This window comes from Photobacterium sp. GB-50, assembly GCF_003026755.1.
Classification (GTDB): domain Bacteria; phylum Pseudomonadota; class Gammaproteobacteria; order Enterobacterales; family Vibrionaceae; genus Photobacterium.
Genome location: NZ_PYNX01000009.1, coordinates 146715 through 165555, shown reverse-complemented (window position 1 = coordinate 165555; position 18841 = coordinate 146715). Strand labels below are relative to the sequence as shown.

General features: G+C 40.9%; 21 protein-coding genes. 10 read left to right on the top strand and 11 right to left on the bottom strand.

The genetic code is table 11. The features are described 5' to 3' along the window. A partial coding sequence (locus C9J41_RS13495; RefSeq protein ID WP_304589912.1) for an Orn/Lys/Arg decarboxylase N-terminal domain-containing protein occupies positions 1–328 on the bottom strand: 328 nt, incomplete at its 3' end. A gap of 217 nt (positions 329–545) precedes the next feature. Further along, positions 546–1871 carry a putrescine-ornithine antiporter gene (potE, locus tag C9J41_RS13490; protein ID WP_107260558.1) on the bottom strand — a complete coding sequence of 442 codons (1326 nt, stop codon included), beginning with the start codon at positions 1869–1871 and terminating at the stop codon, positions 546–548. A 708-nt stretch (positions 1872–2579) separates the two neighbouring features. Here potE and C9J41_RS21745 point away from each other — a divergent pair. Continuing rightward, the gene (locus tag C9J41_RS21745; protein WP_146144321.1) at positions 2580–2735 is read left to right on the top strand and encodes a prepilin-type N-terminal cleavage/methylation domain-containing protein; all 156 of its coding nucleotides are present in this window, start codon (positions 2580–2582) and stop codon (positions 2733–2735) included. 461 nt (positions 2736–3196) lie between these two features. Here the strand turns inward: C9J41_RS21745 and C9J41_RS13480 are convergent, their stop codons facing one another. The 3 genes from C9J41_RS13480 to C9J41_RS13470 form a co-directional block, all read right to left on the bottom strand. Beyond that, a complete protein-coding gene (locus C9J41_RS13480; protein ID WP_107208681.1) occupies positions 3197–3664 on the bottom strand; it encodes a glycine zipper 2TM domain-containing protein in 468 nt (155 codons plus the stop codon). 120 nt (positions 3665–3784) lie between these two features. Beyond that, positions 3785–4372, bottom strand: a complete 588-nt coding sequence (locus tag C9J41_RS13475) for a tRNA-uridine aminocarboxypropyltransferase (protein WP_107208680.1) — start codon at positions 4370–4372, stop codon at positions 3785–3787. 78 nt (positions 4373–4450) lie between these two features. Next, positions 4451–4867: a hypothetical protein gene (locus tag C9J41_RS13470; protein WP_107208679.1), complete on the bottom strand. Its 417-nt coding sequence runs from the start codon at positions 4865–4867 to the stop codon at positions 4451–4453. 60 nt (positions 4868–4927) lie between these two features. Here C9J41_RS13470 and C9J41_RS13465 point away from each other — a divergent pair, with 60 nt between their 5' ends. Beyond that, entirely contained in the window at positions 4928–5386 is a 459-nt protein-coding gene (locus C9J41_RS13465; protein WP_107208678.1) for an EVE domain-containing protein, read from the top strand. A 57-nt stretch (positions 5387–5443) separates the two neighbouring features. Here C9J41_RS13465 and C9J41_RS13460 read toward each other — a convergent pair whose 3' ends face one another. Further along, positions 5444–6250, bottom strand: coding sequence for a Cof-type HAD-IIB family hydrolase (locus C9J41_RS13460; RefSeq protein ID WP_107208677.1), 807 nt, complete (start codon positions 6248–6250; stop codon positions 5444–5446). 157 nt (positions 6251–6407) lie between these two features. Then, entirely contained in the window at positions 6408–7328 is a 921-nt protein-coding gene (locus C9J41_RS13455) for an alpha/beta fold hydrolase (RefSeq protein WP_107290860.1), read from the bottom strand. Between the two features lie 265 nt (positions 7329–7593). On the opposite strand from C9J41_RS13455, the gene rhtB reads away from it, so the two are divergent. Next, positions 7594–8211, top strand: coding sequence for a homoserine/homoserine lactone efflux protein (gene rhtB, locus C9J41_RS13450; RefSeq protein ID WP_107247029.1), 618 nt, complete (start codon positions 7594–7596; stop codon positions 8209–8211). A gap of 29 nt (positions 8212–8240) precedes the next feature. After that, positions 8241–9464, top strand: coding sequence for an EAL and HDOD domain-containing protein (locus tag C9J41_RS13445; RefSeq protein ID WP_107208675.1), 1224 nt, complete (start codon positions 8241–8243; stop codon positions 9462–9464). Positions 9465–9601: 137 nt separating this feature from the next. Here the strand turns inward: C9J41_RS13445 and C9J41_RS13440 are convergent, their stop codons facing one another. The 3 genes from C9J41_RS13440 to C9J41_RS13430 all read right to left on the bottom strand — a co-directional run bounded on the left by C9J41_RS13440 (position 9602) and on the right by C9J41_RS13430 (position 12914). After that, the gene (locus tag C9J41_RS13440; RefSeq protein ID WP_107208674.1) at positions 9602–10078 is read right to left on the bottom strand and encodes a Dps family protein; all 477 of its coding nucleotides are present in this window, start codon (positions 10076–10078) and stop codon (positions 9602–9604) included. A 269-nt stretch (positions 10079–10347) separates the two neighbouring features. Beyond that, positions 10348–11205 (bottom strand): LysR family transcriptional regulator, encoded by an 858-nt coding sequence (locus tag C9J41_RS13435; protein ID WP_107208673.1) that lies wholly within the window; start codon positions 11203–11205, stop codon positions 10348–10350. Between the two features lie 113 nt (positions 11206–11318). Continuing rightward, positions 11319–12914, bottom strand: coding sequence for an AbgT family transporter (locus C9J41_RS13430; protein WP_107208672.1), 1596 nt, complete (start codon positions 12912–12914; stop codon positions 11319–11321). A gap of 364 nt (positions 12915–13278) precedes the next feature. Here C9J41_RS13430 and C9J41_RS13425 point away from each other — a divergent pair, with 364 nt between their 5' ends. Together C9J41_RS13425 and C9J41_RS13420 are read left to right on the top strand one after the other, a co-directional pair. After that, positions 13279–14001: an SDR family oxidoreductase gene (locus C9J41_RS13425; protein WP_107208671.1), complete on the top strand. Its 723-nt coding sequence runs from the start codon at positions 13279–13281 to the stop codon at positions 13999–14001. Positions 14002–14161: 160 nt separating this feature from the next. Beyond that, the gene (locus tag C9J41_RS13420) at positions 14162–15166 is read left to right on the top strand and encodes an acyltransferase (protein ID WP_107208670.1); all 1005 of its coding nucleotides are present in this window, start codon (positions 14162–14164) and stop codon (positions 15164–15166) included. Between the two features lie 61 nt (positions 15167–15227). On the opposite strand, the gene C9J41_RS13415 is transcribed toward C9J41_RS13420, so the two are convergent. Continuing rightward, the gene (locus C9J41_RS13415; RefSeq protein WP_005372057.1) at positions 15228–15560 is read right to left on the bottom strand and encodes a DUF2500 domain-containing protein; all 333 of its coding nucleotides are present in this window, start codon (positions 15558–15560) and stop codon (positions 15228–15230) included. A 189-nt stretch (positions 15561–15749) separates the two neighbouring features. On the opposite strand from C9J41_RS13415, the gene C9J41_RS13410 reads away from it, so the two are divergent. The 4 genes from C9J41_RS13410 (at position 15750) to C9J41_RS13390 (ending at position 18599) form a co-directional block, all read left to right on the top strand. Further along, a complete protein-coding gene (locus tag C9J41_RS13410; protein WP_107208669.1) occupies positions 15750–16106 on the top strand; it encodes a DUF4145 domain-containing protein in 357 nt (118 codons plus the stop codon). 979 nt (positions 16107–17085) lie between these two features. Next, a complete protein-coding gene (locus C9J41_RS13400) occupies positions 17086–17706 on the top strand; it encodes a lysoplasmalogenase (RefSeq protein ID WP_107247033.1) in 621 nt (206 codons plus the stop codon). Between the two features lie 22 nt (positions 17707–17728). Further along, entirely contained in the window at positions 17729–18049 is a 321-nt protein-coding gene (locus tag C9J41_RS13395) for a DUF2007 domain-containing protein (protein ID WP_005372049.1), read from the top strand. 307 nt (positions 18050–18356) lie between these two features. Further along, positions 18357–18599, top strand: coding sequence for a hypothetical protein (locus tag C9J41_RS13390; protein ID WP_045085049.1), 243 nt, complete (start codon positions 18357–18359; stop codon positions 18597–18599). Positions 18600–18841: the final 242 nt, after the last annotated feature.

Genomic DNA, 18841 nt, shown 5'->3' with positions numbered 1-18841 from the left:
GAATAGAAGTACGAGCGCGTTCTGCTAGTAGAAATACTGGCACTTCAGGTTGACGTGCTTGTAGTGCTGCTAACAAATCAACTTCTTCGTGAGAGTTAACGATTTGCTCTTCAGTTTTTTCAAGAGCTAATACAAGGCTATCGATTTGAGATGCCATGATAACCGCACGTGCATCTTCGTAAGAAGTGGCAGTAACGATTTCGATAGTACGGCTTTCTAATTCAGCGATTAATGATTTAGTTGCACGATCGGCAAAGCTGTTTGGAGTAATGTTTTGGTGCTCAATAACGAGAGCACGCATTTTATTAGTACTATTATTGTTGTTCATAATAACGCCTGAATAGAATGATTGATAGCAGGTGTGTTTTACCACGACATAATTAATATGAAGTAATTAAACGCCTTGCCTAATACTTTTAGAAGGGAATAAATAATACTGCTTATTAATGTTTATATTAATTTTCAGTGTATTTATTATTTATTCCCATTTCATTTCTAGCTGGTTATTAATAAATTTCTTTAGTATCGAATTTATTAAATCTTAATTAGTTTGCTTTAACTTCTGGTTTAGTATCACGTGCTGCGATGAAACCGTAGAAGATGTAACCGAATAGCGTCAAGATGGTACCGCCGAATACTGCTGTCGCACCACAAGCGTATACACCGTAGATGCTGTAGATAACAGCTAATGTACCCACAACAGCGCCTAGGCGGTATTGTTTTGGTGTAACCATGTTTTTGCGAAGTAGCACTTCCAAACCTGTCATAGATAGGATGTAAGGTACCATGTTAATAAATACGGCTAGGTTCAATAGCGCGTTGAACTGACTGATCAAGTTTGGAGAGATAGTCATCACTGCTAGAGTTAACTCAGCAACTAGCATGATAAGCATACCGGCAATTGGTGCACCTGCTTTGTTAGTCTTAGCAAAGATTTTAGGGAATAGACCTTCATCTGCCGCTGCTTTAGATACTTGAGCGTTAGTGAACTGCCAACCTAATAGTGAACCGATACATGCGATAACCGCTGCTAGTGTAACAATGTTACCTACTGTTGGGTTAAACATGTGGCTGAATACTAAGCCAAATGGTGCAGTAGATGCTGCTAGTTCTGCGTTAGGAATAATACCCTGGATAACACCAGTAGACGCAATGTAGATAACAGCAGCGAAACCTGTACCAAATAGTACTGCTAGTGGTACGTTACGCTCTGGATTTTCAACTGCATCAGAGTTAGCACCAGCAGATTCAATACCTAGGAACGCCCATAGAGTCAGTGCGATACCTGAAGATACAGAGTGCATTGTTGTGTCATGGTGTGGGTTCCATGCGCTCATGAATGTTTGTGGATCGAACCACCACCAACCGATAACAGATAGACCAAGTACAGGTAGAATAATACCCCAAACAGTGAATGCTGAGATTTGACCTGTGATCTTAGGACCACCAAAGTTAGCAACCATAGTAATGATAAGAATCGCACATACACCGAAGAAAGTGTGTACTGGCGTATCTAACCAAGGCATGAATGGCTTAATGTAACCAACAGCTGATACGGCAATTGCTACACAACTAATTACTAGACATACATAGTATGTGTAAGAAGAGATAAAGAAAGATGATTTGCCGTGTGCTTCTTCTGCGTAAGCTGACATACCGCCTGAACGTTTACAAAAAGCACCACATTTAGCAAACGTGTAAGCAATACACATTGCACCTAATGCTGTAACCACCCAAGATAACATTGAAATAGCACCAACTTGAGCCAAGCTCGCTGGTAGCATAATAATACCGGAACCCATCATGTTAACTGCAACAAGTACAGTTAAACCGACAAGGCCCATTTTTTTAGTGCCAGTATCTGATGACATATATTCACCTATGATTAGAAGGTAATAACTACTAAATAAGAAAGTAGTTATCGTTATATTTAATAAGACCCAATCCATGGCGAATTCATTAATAACATTAAGGTTATTATTTTATTTTTTAGTAGGGGGAACTAACTAAAAAATAACTCAGATATAAACCTTGGATATTAAGACTTATATATGAGAGTGAATTCGTTGTCCTTTCGATGAAGCGTATAATGCGACTGTTTTGCTTAAAAAAAAACGTTAATTTCGGAATGAAACGTTCCATTTTTAGTGTCAATAATGACAAACAGTATCGTTATTCGTTCAGTAACTATCGTGAATAACGTCAACTCATGAGTTGATGTTGTCAGGAAGGAGGTAAAAATAGCAATGAATAACAATGAGTTGTAAGTCTCGCAGGGTGAGATTTATCATATTAAATAGACTTTAAAAGTGAATAGTTGAAATATATTTATTCACTTTTCGTGCGATTTAATGCCATTTGTATGATGTTTATTTTTTTCTTATTCAGGGTTAATTTTTATTTAATGACAGTAAAAAGTACTTTTTTAGTGAGAAATCGACGTCACTTTGAGAGGTTTAGTAAAAACTTAAATGATACGTTCAGGATTCATTAATAATAAATGGAATATTAATAATATTTTTAATCGTTTTTTGTAATAAAAGACCGTCATTATTTTCAATAATACGCATTGATTTATTATGCCTTTAAATAATTTAGGTGTTGGCGGTGGATTAATGAAGCGTAAATTCGGTTTTACTCTTTTAGAGTTAGTCATCGTTATTGTTAGCTTAGAGAGTTTAGTTGTTGTTGCGATACCCCAACCTCGTAACCATCAATATCAAAGCGATGATTAGTGGGAAAGAAACAGCTTTATTGAGTACCGTTGATGCTATATCGATAGCAAATGATTACCCCACTGCAACGAAGAGGGGTATTGTTCAAGCGCTAGCCTCACCGAATACTTGATATCATTATCGAATGGATATGAAAACACTCACGTTAAGTGATCATTGTTGGAGTGGTTGGGCTGGCAGTATGCTGACAATAATAGATTTTAGATACGCATTATTATGTCATGTACGTTAATTTCGCAGAGGGAGCGGAAGGGGCTGGTCATACTCCTCCCTTTCATTTAGAACGCTATTTTAAGATCTGCTATCAAGCAACCGACAATACAGCTCATAACAATGAGCCTAATTTGTTAAATGCCCGATGATTACAGTCATTGATGATAAATGCTGAAGCAATATCTATTACGATCAAAGAAAAAGGCGCTAAATTAGCGCCTTTTGGGGTGTTTTTTAAGAAGAAATACTTAAGCTGGCGTGACGCGAGAAGTGCCATCGTCAGAGATGTTAATTTGAACGCGCTCACCGGCGTGGAACATGACGTTAGGGTTAACCTGCTGCACGATAGAAACGGTACGACCACTATCTAGCTTTATTGTTAGGTTTACACCATTACGCTTAGTGACTTCGTTACCTGCTTCGTTACCAAGGTAACCGCCTAATAGCGCACCACCAATTGCCGCAATTTGCGAGCCGGTACCACCGCCTACGCCTGAGCCTAAAATCCCACCAATAGCACCGCCAGCAAGTGTACCAATACCATTACCGTTACCATTTAGTGTTACCGCTTGGGTACGAGTTACGGTGCCGTAATATACTTCTTGCATCTGGCGTGCATCATTAACATTGTAAGCATTACCATAAGGATTGGTTGCACAGCCTGCGAGACCTAACGTCGATAAAATCACGGTTAAGACAAGTATCTTTGTTTTCATGTTGTTTCTTCAATAAAAATACAGTGTTTAAATATTGGGTGTAATTTGAGCTTATTCGATAAGAAAAGAAAGCACGAAAACTCATTTTACTAAAACAGTAAATATAAGGTATTGAATCTGTTAATACGTTCTCTTATGTCCACTTTTATCAGCATGAAAAGTGTTAATAAATGCCGAGAAGTATTGGTGTAATTGTGCTGCTTCTGTTGTGAATTGAAGTTGAGTCAGTAGCGCTATCCCTACTTCACAGGTACATAAATTACCGTCTTGCTGATTACGTCGTAAGGCGTAGTTTGATGTCTGTTGTGGCGTTAAAGCTAAACGCGGTAAGTCACTAAGCCAAGGGCTTTTACGTACCATTTTTTTTGCTTCTTGCCAGGTCGCATCAAGAATAATAAACAGGGGGATGGGTTGGTCAGTATCGGCTTGAGGTAGCTCAATAGGGGGATGTTGCTCATCGCTTGGGAAAACCAGATAGGCTTGGTAGTGAGGATCACGCAGTTGCGCGAGCAAGTGTGCTGGCGGCTCGGTACGTTGCCATACCTCAACGCGGCAATGAGGCAAACTGTTTACCAGCAACTTACCTGTGTTGGTATCTTTATTAAGCTCTCGAGGGTGAGTTAATAACACAAAGTGTGCGGGGCACTGAAGGTGTGGCTCAAGGTTGCAAATACAATTGTGCTGAAAGCCACAGCGAGGGCATGACATGGTTATTTCTCCTAACCTCAAATACCCTTGCAGTGTGGCATAAGTCGATGTCTTAAGTCACGACAGTGATAATGGCGTTTAGTCTTGTTTTGTCAGTACTAACCCATTATTGCCGATATGATATTTCTGACCGTTGACGGTTTCTTCTGTTGCGCTGAGCTGCTTCTTACTTGGATCAAAGGTATAAATACGTTCGCTATTGAGCCCATGATGTGAGGTCATCTTTACTTGCAGCTGAGTGTCGCTGATCGCTTGCCAATTCCCGTTTTCTTTTAGACTTGGATCGCCATTGGTGTATTGATATGTGGTTGTTGCAGAGTGATCGCTTTTAAGGCTCAGTAGAGTCGTTAATCCCATTTCTGGCTGACTTTTATACTCACCCACCCAATTACTATTACTGTCATCGCCACCAAAGCTACTTGGTAACCAACTTGCACAGCCAGTTAGCGTAGATGCGGTAAAGATAAGGGCGAGGGGTAACCGTGAAACTGTCATTTTATTCTCTCTATGGTAGGCTCAAATTCATGAGGAAGTTGGCAGTAATGGTAGAACAATATGGCCTATTGGTTATTTAAAACCGAACCAGATACATTTTCTATAGACACCCTAAAATCACAAAAAGTTTCACCTTGGGAAGGCGTCCGTAATTATCAGGCGCGTAATATGTTACGTGACGAGGTGAAATTAGGCGATCAAGTCTTCATTTATCATTCATCGTGTAAAGATGTCGGTGTAGTTGGGATCGCTACGGTGGTGAAAGCCTCGTATCCCGATCACTTCCAGTTTGATCCCGAGTGCCCGTATTTTGATCCGAAATCAGATCCAGAAAATCCACGCTGGTTTATGGTTGATATTGAATACCAACGTCACTTACGGTTAGTTAGCTTAAAGCGTATGAAAGCTAATCCAGCCTTGGCTGAGATGCCATTAGTAAAAAAAGGCAGTCGCTTAAGTGTGATGCCAGTTACTGACGCGCAATGGCAGGAAATTTTAACCATGACAGGGCAGTTCTAAACTGTTTTTCAAGGGGAAAAGAAAAAGGCTGTGTTTAACAGCCTTTCTATAGGGGGATTATGCGTGATTAAGGAGATACTTTTCTAAGTAGTGCGCTACCGCTTCATCAGCACTTGAACCGATAACCTCATTATCTGGCAGTGCTTGTTTCACTTTGTCATGAGAGGTGCCCATGATTAAGCCTTTACCTGCCATTGATAGCATTTCAACATCATTCATCCCATCACCAAAAGCAATACAATCGTCTAATGTCAGCTCGAGCGCTTTGGCGACAGCGGCTAAGGCATCGCCTTTAGAGACACCCGCATCCATTACTTCTAAGCACCAAGGTGTGGAAAATGCGATATTCGCTTTATCTTTAAACTCTTGATTAAAGGCTTGCTCCCACTTCACCATTTTCTCATGGTCAAGATCATCACGGGTGAAGAAAACTTTTAATACGTTATCTGTCGGCGGGTTCTCAACATCAAATAACTGATAGTTAAAGCTATCGTGGAAATCACGCAGTGCTTCATTTTCATGATTGAGTAGCCAATGGTCGCCTTGGTACAAGTGAATGTGTAAATCAGGATCGTGCTTTGCGAGTGCAATAACGCCACGGATCACTTCAGGGCTTAAACTTTGTTGGAACACAAGATTACCGTCGGCATCATGCACACTGGCGCCATTTGATGTGATCATGTAAGCCGGAATACCCAGTTTTTCACGCATTTCAGCGACATCTATATGGTGGCGACCTGTTGCAAATACAAAATGCTTATTGTGTTGATAAAGACGTTGTAAGACATCTTGAGTAAACGGGGCGATCTTATGCTCAGGAGTAAGCAAGGTGCCATCTAGATCTGAAGCAACAATTTTAAACATGTGAACTCTCGATAGTAAAACGGGCGGTAATGGTATGTAGCATGCCAATGAGAGATTAATTCTAGAACAAGTCAAAGAGGAAAAAAGAGGCTAAAGTTGGATAATTAGACTTCCGCTTTTCGTTCGCTTGATAAAAACGAAAGTCTGTTAGTGAAGATTAAGCAAAATGCGCCAAGAGTGCGGTAATCGCTTGGTTACGGAGCGGATCACTTTCAAATAAGATCTCATGGCGAGAACCTTCAATGATCTGAAAATCACAGTGTCCAGAGCCTTGGTTTAGCTGTTGATGAAATTGCTGCTGACAGGCGTTATCAACAATTTTATCTTCACTGCCTTGAAGTAAAAGAACAGGGATAGTGATGGTATTGGCTTGTTGAATCGCTCGACGTGCTGCTTTAATACTTTCCCATACCCAGTGATTACTTGCGCCACCAATGCGTAATTCAGGGCGGACATCATAAAGCTCGCGAAACCATTGGTAACGTGTTTGGCTGTGGGTAAGCAAGTTGCCATTGAACGGTTTTGCATAATAGGGCTTTTGACCAATAGCATAGTGAGGTTGACGACGAAATAATTCGGTGATGCCAATCAAGGCTTCGGCAAAGGGCTTTAAGTGAGGTTTAACATAGATGCCATGCATTGGCGCACTTAGTACGGCGCGATCAAAAAGAGTGGGATAACGAGCAAGTGCTAAACTGGTGATTGCCCCCCCCATCGAATGACCAAGGATGAAGTGCTGTTTATAACCTTGTGGTTTGACGATGTTTTGCATAAAAAGATGCAGGTCTTCAACGTAGTCATCAAAGTTTTCGACATACCCCAATTCATGATCGTCCACTAAGCGTTCTGACACGCCCTGACCACGATGGTCGAAGGAATAAACATGGTAGCCTTGTTTGACTAAATCATAGAACAGCTCTTGGTATTTCCAATAGGTTTCTACTCGTCCATTAACCACGATAATGACTTTATCACTGCACTTTGGGGTTAAACTGACCCATCCTAATTCACATTGTTTAACGCCTGTGAATTTTCCTTCGTGACGTTGTTGCCACATTTCACTTACCGCACTCGTCATTGTGTCTGTGAAATGTTCTTCTTGAGAAAAAGGGAGAAAAGTCGAAGGTTGACAAGTCATTAAAGCGCGTCCGAAATTTATCTGTTTAAAAATCATCACAGCAAATTATGGCGTGGCGATTACTGTGGATTAGTCAAAAATGGCATACTTAGTACAGTATACCTTATTTATCTAAGACAGAATAAGTGTATCCATATTGCTTTATTTGTTCTATTCAGGTTATAAACGCATTTTATAAATGTCATAAAAATTTCATTGAGATCACATGAGTATTGATGTTTGGTTAGCATATTTGCTCGCTGCAGTTATCTTTAGTTTTGCACCTGGCTCTGGGACCGTAAATTCAATCAGTAATGGGATGGTTTATGGCTGGCGTAAGTCATTAGCCTCTATTATCGGCTTGCAGTGTGGTATGGCTGCACACATCATTCTTGTTGGCGTAGGGCTAGGAACGATAGTCGCTGGCTCTGAGTTGGCTTTTACCATTATTAAATGGCTAGGCGCGGTGTATTTAGTGTGGCTCGGGATCCAAAAATGGCGCGAGAAGTCAGCATTAGCCTTAGATGAGCGTGATAGCTCCATATCGGCTACCACATTGTTTAAACGAGCAGTGTTTGTCAATTTAACCAATCCTAAAACGATTGTGTTCTTAGTTGCGTTATTTCCTCAGTTTATCAATCCAGTAGAACCTCAATTACCGCAGTTATTGGTACTTGGTATCACGACATTAGTCGTCGATGGTTGTGTAATGTTATTTTATGTACTGTTAGCGTCACGCTTTACCCGCTATATCCGTTCAACAACGGTGATGTCTCGTTTAAACCGTTTATTCGGATCTATGTTTATCGGATGTGGTGCTTTACTTGCTTTGGCTCGCGCGTAAATTTTGATGATAGATAAAGGAAAGGTTTGATGTATTCCTATGTTGCTCGTCAGCCAATTTTTAATCGTAAGCAACAAACGATTGGCTATGAATTATTATTTCGTGACGGAGAAAGTAATGCTTTTCCGAATATCGATGCGAGTGAAGCGACATGTCGCTTAGTTATGGAAAATTACATGGCGATTGGTGACAACCGCTCATACAAAGGTCAGCGAAATTTTATTAATTTTCCTGAGCATTGTTTGATTGAATTGATGCCATTATTACTGCCTAAAGATAAAGTTATTATTGAAATTCTTGAAAGTTGTCGTCCAAGTGATGAGCTTTTACAGGCAGTTAAACATCTCCACCAAAAAGGCTATCTCTTTGCGCTTGATGATTTTGATTGTCATCCTGAATGGCAGCGTTTCCTGCCGTATATATCCGTCATTAAGTTAGATTTACTGGCGCTAGGTCTCGATCAAGCCTGCCAATATGTCAAAGATAACCAGCACCTAAAAGCCAAGTTTTTAGCGGAAAAAGTCGAAACCTATGATGACTATTCGCAAGCATTAGCTGCGGGATTTCATTTATTCCAAGGTTATTTTTTCAGTAAACCTGAAATGCTAAAAAGCCGTAAAGTGGCACCATCAGAGCTTACAACGGTACAGCTACTGCATGAAATCTCCCATGATCCGGTCGATTTTTCGCGTATCGAAACCATTATTAGCAGTGATGTCTCTCTGTCCTATTTATTACTCCGTTACGTCAATACTGTGACCAAGCGCTTACGCTCACCGATCAGCTCATTTCGCCAAGCTTTAGTGTATTTAGGTGAAGATAACTTACGCTTATTTATTGGTGTGGTGGCGACCGCGCATGCTGCGCTTGATAAGCCGAAAGAGCTTTATGCTTTATCGTTATTACGCGCCAAAATGTGTGAGTTACTGGTGACAAAAGGCGGCATTGTGCTGCGCTCAGAACAAGCTTTTTTAGCTGGGATGTTCTCGTTATTGGATGCCTTGCTTGATAATTCATTAGAGAGCTTACTGGATATGATCCAGCTTCAACCTGAAATTAAATCCGCACTTTTACAACGTAATGGGCGATTGGGCTTAGTGTTGGATGTGGTTGATGCGTTTAGTACTGCAGATTGGACACGGGTACAGATTTGTTGTCAGGTGCTGGGGATAAAAGAAAAAGTGGTGCATGAAAGTTATTTAGCTGCGGTTGAGTGGGCAGATAAATGTACCGCAGTGAATTTAAAACGATGAAAAAATGGGGGCTATGTAGTCTCGCCCCCGAATGGGAATCATAATATTGCAGTTGGAGAGCCGAAGCGGGCCGCGCCGTTGATACAGCACATATAATATGGCCCAACTAAATTCATATCTGCTTGTTTATCTATTTTCTATTGGCGGTATGCATTTAACATCCATAGCAGTTTTTCTTGTTCACGGATGTAATCACCCATCAATGCTGCCGTACCTTCATCACCCGCATCACCTGCTTGCGCTAAAATTTGACGTTCTAAACGTAGCAAGACACTAAAACCATTTACTAAGCCTTCAACACAGTCTTTACCTTGTGTTGCATTGCGATGTTCTTTGATATCACTCACGGTGAGGTAACTGCTGAAGCTATGATCTGGCGTATGACCAAGGGTTAAAATCCGCTCTGCAAGTTCATCGATTTTTAGCTGAAGATCGGTGTAGATCTCTTCAAACTTCACATGAAGTTCAAAAAACTCTTGTCCTTTAATGTTCCAGTGATAGCCACGGGTATTCATGTATAACACTTGGTAATCAGCTAATAATTTATTGAGGTCTGTAGCCAGAGCTTGCGCTTTTTGGGTATTGAGACCGATTAAATTCATTTCGCTAGTCATGCTACTTTCCTCACTTATTCGATAAATTAGCTAAAAGGTGCTGACCTCTCAGAAGATGTATTCATTATAGGGCGAACCTCATGATAGATATAACTGTTAGGTTCTATTGTACCAATAGGTTTTAGCTATCTTTATTGGCTAGATAAGCGAAAGCCACCCGATGTGATTCGGTAAACATCGAGTGGCTTTCTAAAGAGAGTGATGACTATTTACGCTGAGATTAGATCACCGTGGCAGTTTTCACCATAGCAAGGGGTGATAGGAAAAACTTAACCTTTTTCTGCCTGTGTTGCGGTCACGCTTTGGCTCAGTACCTTAATACACTCAGAAAGGGCCGGGTTTAAGGTTTTACTGGCGGGATAGCACAGCCCTAAACGGCGGAACATCCGTGGTCCTTCTAACGGTACTGCCACCAATTGATTGGCACTTTCCAGTACCCCTGTAGGGAGAAACGAAATGCCAAGCCCAGCTTGAACCAAGTGCATGACTTGAGTTTTATGCTCAGCTTTTGCAACGAGATTAACGGATAGGCCATCACAGGCGAGTAAGCTGATGGTTTGCTGATGAGCTTCGCAAGGTGGGCACTCAATAAAATCATGCTGATGTAATTGTTCAGGCGAGACCGACGGTAAGTTTGCCAACGGGTGATCAGGCAACATGCAAAGCACGTAATCTTCATCCCATAGCGGCAAAAAGATCTCATCTTCTGCTTTGAACATATCAAGAGTTAAGCGCGCATCGGCAGGTTTTTCGTGATCAACCAGTTCGAGCGATAAATTGGCAATGTTGTGGTGTAAAGTTGCAAAGACTTTCGCCAGTTGGCTTTGGCTTAAATCAGGAAAATTTGCCAAGGTCAGTGGTAATCGCTCGGTGCGTTGCTGGAACAGTTGCGGTAGGGTATTTACATCATTAAGCAAACGGATCGCTAACGGATATAAGTAGTGAGCTTCATCGGTGACATCAACCCCTTTTTTATGACGTAAAAACAGTACAGTATTCAGCTCTTGCTCTAGTTGCTTAATACCGTTAGAGATCGACGGTTGAGAAACAAAGCAGCGCTCTGCGGCAAGGGTGATGTTTTTTTCTTCATAAACTGCAATGAAAAAGCGTAGTAGTCGTAAATCCATCGTAAGTTACCTGCATATGATGCTAAGTGAGCAGATTATCATAGGAATCGAATAAGCGGGAAAACAGGCACAAAAAAGCCGGACATGGTGCCCGGCTAAAGGAGGATTACAGGTTAACCTGCGATGTTGTAGTAAGTATTCGCACCTGGGCCGACTGGGATACCCAGTACGAACACCCAAACATAGAACATGATGCTCCAGCCAATCACGAATACAATCGAATAAGGCAGCATGGTTGCTATTAGCGTACCTAAACCAAGGTTCTTCTGGTAACGAGTGGCTACTGCTAGGATCATACCGAAGTAGCTCATCATAGGGGTGATGATGTTGGTAACAGAATCACCGATACGGTATGCCGCTTGAATGGTTTCAGGCGCATAACCTACCAGCATTAACATTGGAATAAAGATAGGTGCGGTTACCGCCCACTGCGCTGATGCCGAACCAATCATGAGGTTGATAAAACCACACATTAGGATGAAGGCGAAGAACAGCGCTGGGCCTGTTAGACCAATAGACTGTAGGAAATCTGCACCACCAACCGCGAACACTTGACCGAAGTTAGTCCACTTAAAGAACGCCACGAATTGAGCTGCGAAGAACACCAGTACAATGTACATACCCATTGATGACATTGACACAGACATCGCGTTGATCACATCACGGTCGTTCTTCATTGTACCTACTACTTTACCGTAGACAAAACCCGGGATGGCGAAGAACACGAAGATAAATGCCACGATACCTTTAAGGAACGGAGAGCCTGCCACTAAACCTGTTTGTGGGTTACGTAAAATACCGTCAGCAGGCACAATTGTCAGTGCGAGTAGTGCTGCAACAGCTAGCGCTGCAAGACCCGCGGCTTTCAAACCTCTCTTCTCAAGCGCAGTCAGTTTGCCCATTTTATCTTGGCTTAAATCATCACTGGCTTCAGAGGCATCGTATTTGCCTAGTTTCGGCTCAACGATTTTCTCTGTAACGAATGCACCCATGATGGTGATAGCAAAGGTTGAAGCAAACATGAAGTACCAGTTCACTTCTGGGCCAACAGTGTAATTAGGATCGATCATTTGTGCTGCAGTCTGGGTAATACCCGATAGCAGGGGATCAACCGTACCTAGTAGTAAGTTCGCACTGTAGCCACCAGATACACCAGCAAAAGCGGCTGCAAGACCTGCTAATGGGTGACGACCTAGCGAGTGGAATAGCATTGCCGCAAGTGGAATAAGTACCACGTAGCCAAGCTCTGAGGCGGTGTTAGAGATAATACCGGCAAATACCACAACCAGAGTTACCATGCGACGAGATGCGCCCATCACTAAACCACGCATCGCCGAAGAAAGTAGGCCTGAGTGTTCAGCAATCGCGACACCTAACATGGCAACCAGTACGGTACCTAGTGGTGCAAAGCCAGTGAAGTTTTTCACCAGGTTTGCCACGATAAGTTGCAAGCCTTCAGCATTTAATAGGCTGACCACGTGGATCATGCCGTCTGCAGCACGACCTGGTGCGCCTTCTGGTCGAGGATCGGCAACAGAAACACCGAAATAGCCTGCGATGCCAGAGGCAACTAAAATCGCGACACAGAAGATAGCGAAGAGTGTGATTGGGTGAGGTAATAAGTTACCTAACCATTCGACGGTATCAAGAAAACGGGTAAAAAGTGTTTTCTTAGGATGTGGTTGTTGTTGTGAAGCTGATGAATGCATCACTACCTCCAATATAGTTTTAATCCCATCAATGGGTACTGCTTTTGTGAATGAGATGTTATCTCGCAAAATGTTGTAAAATCAATGTTAAATTGTTTCTAATTGTAAACAGGTAATGAATAAGACTTTAAAACTTGTCTTTGGGTAGAATTTTAAACTGCTTTTACTGTTGTATTTCTTGTTGCATAAAAAGTTTCAGTTAGATAAGAAAAGCGAATAAAAAAATCTCTTATCCATAATTTTTTTTGATGATAAACCTAAGAAATTGATATTTTTCACTTCTCTCAATCCGACCTATAGTGAATGCATCAACAACATGTCGGCCTGTTGAATATTTTTCGAATTACCAGAGTAGGAAAGTCTTATGTCTAAATCTTTAGTTGTTATTACGGGTGCAAGTTCGGGTATTGGTGAAGCAACAGCGCGTCAATTGTCTGCAGAAGGTTATCCATTATTATTACTTGCGCGTCGTGTAGATCGTATGGAAGCAATGAACCTACCTAATACACTATGTCGAGCAGTCGATGTGACTGATGCGCAAGCCATCCAAGCGGCCGTTACTGAAGCGGAAGAAAAGTTTGGTCCTGTTGATTGTTTAATTAACAATGCTGGCATGATGTTACTTGGTTTAGCTGATGAACAAGATCCAGCAGAATGGCAGACGATGTTTAATGTTAATGTGATGGGTATGCTAAACGGTATTCACGTTGTATTGGCGGGCATGAAAGCACGTAAACACGGTACAGTGATCAACATTAGCTCTATTGCAGGACGTAAAACCTTCCCTAATCATGCGGCGTATTGCGGAACTAAATTTGCGGTTCACGCGATCACTGAAAATATCCGTGAAGAAGTCGCTGACGATAATGTTCGCTTTATTACCATTGCACCAGGTGCAGTTGAAACAGAATTATTGAGCCATACCAGTAGTGACGCGATTAAAGCAGGCTATGAAGAGTGGAAAGAAGGTATGGGTGGGGTGATTGCACCACAAGATATTGCGAATGCGATTAGCTACGCTTACAACCAACCGCAGAATTTATGTATTCGTGAAATTGTGCTTGCTGCAACGCGCCAACAACCATAATGCGTTGGTGTTGAAGGAAGGAATGTCAGCGTGTCGTGAGTAATGTGAATAAAGACGCGCTTATTCAATACATGTTATTGATCCCCTGTTATATTTAAAGAGATGTTATTGGTATCAGTGATATTAATAACATCTCTTTTTTGTAGCAGAGGGATAGGTGATGAGAGAAAAGGTTGGGTATTTTGATCTTCTGCGGGTGGTTGCGGCCATTGCGGTAGTCGTGATCCATGTTTTAGGGCCGTATCGAGAACAATTAGGGCAAATACCTAACTGGGAATGGATCACCGCGATTACTTTTAACAGTTTTAGTCGTTGGGCTGTACCTGTATTCATTATGATCACAGGGGCATTAATGCTCAGTGATGAACGCCCATTTGAAGGGCGCTATTATTTCAAGCGTCGTGTCGGTAAAGTGTTGATCCCATTTGTTGTTTGGTCTGCTTTCTACGCTTTCTTCTCGGCGTTTTCTGCCTCAGGTACAGACTTTTCGACCAGTTGGAAGCTACTGACAGACATGCCTTTTCATGAAACTTACTACCACCTAGGTTTCTTTTACTACTTTATTCCTTTGTATGTCATAGTCCCTTTTTATCAATGGGCGGTACAACGTATGGAGCCTGGACAAGTAAAAGGGGTGGTGATGGTATGGCTGGTGATCACAGGATCGTATTTGTATCACATTGATGGCCTATGGAGTGAAACTTACCTGCTATACAGTGGCTATTTAGTCTTAGGCTACTGTCTGTACAAATATCATTGGCCTGCGATGAAGTGGCTTATTCCTTTAGCAATTGTGGCCTTGTTGGTGACAGATTATATGGTGGTGAGCCATAGTTTAGTGGCTGGCGAATATAAAATTGGTCGCTGGTTATCATACAAAACCCTGAATACAGCAATAGCGGCCGCAGGTGTCTTTGTTTTGTGTCGTTACATGTTTGATAAATTTAGTGAGAGTGCGCGTTCTCGATTAGCAATGCTGAGCCGCTATAGTTTAGGCGTGTATTTGCTCCATCCTATTTTCTTGTGGCCATTGCGAAATTATGATTGGTATTTTGCGAACCCTCTGATTGCTATCCCTGTTTGGACAGTGATAGCGGGGGGGCTAGCGTTAGGAGCTAGTTGGTTATTAAGCCGTAGTCCGAAAACTGCTTGGTTAGTACCATAAAATAAAAAAGCCTGACAACGTCAGGCTTTTTTATTGCGTCCTATTGGCGGTTTAAATAGCGTTAATCACGCTGTAAGGCAAAGTGAATAAACTGCTGTCCACGATAGGTCATAGTGCCTTTATCTCCTGGGTTTAAAGCATGGTAATAGTGGATGCCCACCATAAATTCACGCTTTGGTCCTCCTGATATCGGCTCAACATAAATCCAATATTCTTCATCTTCTTCGCCCGCTTGAGCACCGATGATTTTATTGCTCTGTTTATCGAGGATCATTACGTCGAGTTTTTTCTCTGGCGCGCCAAGCCCCAGCGTATGTCGACGATAGCTAAAAATAAAATAGCCAAATGAGAAGATAAATAGAATGCAAATTGCCACGATGATCCCTGTTGGCATAACACTAACTCCTTGAACGATGAAAGACAGTTTCATGGCTATTATTCACAATCAGTGAAATATCACTAATCAATGGATAGAAAAGCGTGATCTATACGTGACAAAATGAAGCAAATTTTATGTTAGTTATATTGCATATTGGCACTTTAGTTGTAAGGTAAAGATATAGCATCAACAAGGAGTGGGCTCATGATTGATATTGAGCAAGTGATTGATCGTTCTCGCCGTATTGAAGATTTATTACGTCAGCATTATCACGCGAAAGGTTCTGAGCTTCAGCAATTAATTATCAGTTGTGAAGATCGCCTACCACATGATGTGCTAATTAAGCTGGATAAGATTGCTGAATTAAATAAACACTTCACTTCATCAGATACATTAGTTGATTCGAGTGATGAATTTATCAAGTTATGTAATTGGTGTGAAAAAGAGCTAGCCCCGCGAAGTAGTCGCTTGGTATGGGGAGTGGCTATTACATTATTGTGTGGCTTTACACTTGCGGCAATATGGTTTTATAGCGTGAATTGGCATCATATTAAGTTGTAAGCGTTAAATATTAGATTTTCTTATTTAGCCCGGTGCAGTAATGCGTCGGGTTTTCTTTTATTTAAAGATCAAAAATTGTAGGAATTTAATACGAATATTAACATTTTGTGACGTAGATAAAAAAATGGCGCCAATAGGCGCTATTTTTTGAAATTGATAATTCTTTTAGTAAAGAACGGGCAATGTCATTAGGCCTACAACAACTGCAATCATCATAAGTCCTTGTTTTTGTGAAGGCGTCATTATTCTTTCATCCTTTTTTAGTGGTTATTTTTTTCTTGACAAAAAGAATAACATTTTTTTAGCTGGTTTGGCAATTGAGGTTGGTGAAAAACTTAGATAAAAACATTTTAAAATCAAGATAAAGCTTTTAAATGGCAGAAAAAGAGAAGTTTATTGTTTTTTTACTATGGTGTTTTTTATGTTTTCTGTTTTGTTTTTATTTTATCTTTTTGATTTTATTGTTTTTATTGGTTTTTCGATGTGAGTGCGAATTGCTTAGTTATCAAAATAAGTGTTTATGTTATCTAGTCTTTTGTACTTTTATTTATTCTAACTTTTCTGTGGTGATGTTTGTTTTTTTATAACTAAATCAGTCGTTTTTTGTGTTTTTATTACCAAAACGCCTATTTGAATTGTGTTTTTATTTTTTTGGTGGTTTATTCACCAAGGTGATATGCGTAAAAAGTTACAGTGATAGCATGATTTTTTTTCTTATCTTAATGTTCTTATTGGTTTTTTTTAATTTGGTTTATAGTGTTCTTGAGGCTGCGATGTTTTTGGTGGATATAAAGTGGTAAAAAATTAATAAAATAGCTTTTTACGAGAGATAAACGGTTGCTTTTACAATCTATCAAAGGTGCATTGAGGGCTGTTATGAGGTGGTTGTACACCATTTCTGATTATTGAGATGGCAAACACCATGATATTTGCTCACCTTTACAAAGAGTGTATTTAACAGCGTAGTGAATGTCTGATTATGTGGTTATGTATTATATTTTTAGCGGTATTGCACATTACTGCTGCTTATCGAGGACCACGCTGGCTTTACTATGTCAGTAAACCGTTAACGGTTATGTTGATGGTAATACTATGTGTATGGAGCGGTGCCCCTAGTTTTTATTACTGGGCAATTGTTATAGGGCTTTGCTTTTCAATCATTGGTGATATTTACTTAATGTTGCCAGCAGATCGGTTTCTTGCTGGCCTGATGAGCTTTTTTCTTGCTCATATTGCTTTTACCGTCGCATTTGCCAGTCAATGGCAAGGAACAATAAGCTGGTGGCTACTTGCGCTTTGTCTTGCCATAGGTATTGTCGTTTTTTTACTGTTGTTACCCTCTCTAGCACCACTACAAACGCCAGTTGCTTTCTATATACTCATTATTATGGCGATGACCTTTGCTGCTGGGCAGTATTGGTTGTTGTCCCATAGCCAAGCCGCACTATTTACCATCGTTGGCGCTATTTTATTTGTGCTATCAGATCTTACCTTGGCTGTTAATCGTTTTAAGGGTGAGTTCAGTGCCGCAACGGCGATCATTATGTCGACGTACTTTATTGCCCAAGGTTTATTTGTTGGCTCGGTACTCGTTTTATAGCCTGTCATTTGAGGAGTTATCTATGTCAGAGCAATGGCAGTGTATCTATAGCGCTTGTAATAGCTTGGAAGCGCACAGCGTGAAAGGGTTATTAGAAAGTGAGGGAGTGAATGCACGGTTAACGGGTGAGGCGTTAGGTGCTGCGATGGGAGAGCTTCCAGCGAATGTTGTTGAAGTGAAAGTATGGGTTGAGCAATGGCAATGGCAACGCGCACAAGGGATTGTCAGTGATTATAAACGCACTGATTACCATGATTGGCATTGTTCGCAGTGCGGTGAAGTGAATCAAGGGCAATTTGAATTGTGTTGGAATTGCCAATGCGACCGCGATCAAGAGCCTTAATTGAGGTGAAAAGTAAGTATCAAATCAACGTGCAAATGATAAGAAAACCCAACCGTCTTTAACCCCATTCTTTAATGCGTATCCCTTCTTGATAGATGGTTATTCCGAATTATCTTTTTGCTGTCTAATTTCCTCGTCTTACCTATTCCGCTATTAAGTACTTCACGATACTCTCTTTGATTGTTACCTATCAGTAATAATCTTTTGTACTTTTATCGTATTGTTGTTTTTAGTGTAATTATTAATAATACACCCATCGAAACGCACAAGGCGTTCACAAACATAAAGACACAAGGTTTTATTACTCATGAAAACAGTTATTAAAGCAACTATCGCAGCCGCTATTATCGCTATGTCTTACAACGCTTCAGCTAAAGATGGTGCGTTCACAGGTAATGTTCAATTTCAAAAAGCAGCGGCTAGCACTATGAATGCGGCGCACTACCAAAAACAAGGTACTGCAGAGCGTTCACACTCAGGTGTGGTATTCACACAATCAGCATCACAACTTACTTTTGCTGAAAAGCTACTGTCTGCTGCTGATAAATAAGCCGCTGAGCGCTGTAAACAATACGCCCATTTCTATTATTACCCACACGTAATAGTAATTTACTTTTAACTCTATTGTTTATATTTCAGTAAATGAGAAGATGTCGGCATCGACACCAACAACAACCATAACGATTCGGTGCCGGTAACACTCACTTTGCTATTCACACTCTGTAAAAAATTCCGGCTTATGGCACATGCGATAAGCCAGCATAAATTTCTTAATATTATCGGAGCTTTATT

Excerpts from the sequence above, each read along its gene's own strand:
- potE (WP_107260558.1), bottom strand. The coding sequence starts at position 1,871 with ATGTCATCAGATACTGGCACTAAAAAAATGGGCCTTGTCGGTTTAACT.
- C9J41_RS21745 (WP_146144321.1), top strand. The coding sequence starts at position 2,580 with ATGCCTTTAAATAATTTAGGTGTTGGCGGTGGATTAATGAAGCGTAAA.
- C9J41_RS13480 (WP_107208681.1), bottom strand. The coding sequence starts at position 3,664 with ATGAAAACAAAGATACTTGTCTTAACCGTGATTTTATCGACGTTAGGT.
- C9J41_RS13475 (WP_107208680.1), bottom strand. The coding sequence starts at position 4,372 with ATGTCATGCCCTCGCTGTGGCTTTCAGCACAATTGTATTTGCAACCTT.
- C9J41_RS13470 (WP_107208679.1), bottom strand. The coding sequence starts at position 4,867 with ATGACAGTTTCACGGTTACCCCTCGCCCTTATCTTTACCGCATCTACG.
- C9J41_RS13465 (WP_107208678.1), top strand. The coding sequence starts at position 4,928 with ATGGCCTATTGGTTATTTAAAACCGAACCAGATACATTTTCTATAGAC.
- C9J41_RS13460 (WP_107208677.1), bottom strand. The coding sequence starts at position 6,250 with ATGTTTAAAATTGTTGCTTCAGATCTAGATGGCACCTTGCTTACTCCT.
- C9J41_RS13455 (WP_107290860.1), bottom strand. The coding sequence starts at position 7,328 with ATGACGAGTGCGGTAAGTGAAATGTGGCAACAACGTCACGAAGGAAAA.
- rhtB (WP_107247029.1), top strand. The coding sequence starts at position 7,594 with ATGAGTATTGATGTTTGGTTAGCATATTTGCTCGCTGCAGTTATCTTT.
- C9J41_RS13445 (WP_107208675.1), top strand. The coding sequence starts at position 8,241 with ATGTATTCCTATGTTGCTCGTCAGCCAATTTTTAATCGTAAGCAACAA.
- C9J41_RS13440 (WP_107208674.1), bottom strand. The coding sequence starts at position 10,078 with ATGACTAGCGAAATGAATTTAATCGGTCTCAATACCCAAAAAGCGCAA.
- C9J41_RS13435 (WP_107208673.1), bottom strand. The coding sequence starts at position 11,205 with ATGGATTTACGACTACTACGCTTTTTCATTGCAGTTTATGAAGAAAAA.
- C9J41_RS13430 (WP_107208672.1), bottom strand. The coding sequence starts at position 12,914 with ATGCATTCATCAGCTTCACAACAACAACCACATCCTAAGAAAACACTT.
- C9J41_RS13425 (WP_107208671.1), top strand. The coding sequence starts at position 13,279 with ATGTCTAAATCTTTAGTTGTTATTACGGGTGCAAGTTCGGGTATTGGT.
- C9J41_RS13420 (WP_107208670.1), top strand. The coding sequence starts at position 14,162 with ATGAGAGAAAAGGTTGGGTATTTTGATCTTCTGCGGGTGGTTGCGGCC.
- C9J41_RS13415 (WP_005372057.1), bottom strand. The coding sequence starts at position 15,560 with ATGCCAACAGGGATCATCGTGGCAATTTGCATTCTATTTATCTTCTCA.
- C9J41_RS13410 (WP_107208669.1), top strand. The coding sequence starts at position 15,750 with ATGATTGATATTGAGCAAGTGATTGATCGTTCTCGCCGTATTGAAGAT.
- C9J41_RS13400 (WP_107247033.1), top strand. The coding sequence starts at position 17,086 with ATGTGGTTATGTATTATATTTTTAGCGGTATTGCACATTACTGCTGCT.
- C9J41_RS13395 (WP_005372049.1), top strand. The coding sequence starts at position 17,729 with ATGTCAGAGCAATGGCAGTGTATCTATAGCGCTTGTAATAGCTTGGAA.
- C9J41_RS13390 (WP_045085049.1), top strand. The coding sequence starts at position 18,357 with ATGAAAACAGTTATTAAAGCAACTATCGCAGCCGCTATTATCGCTATG.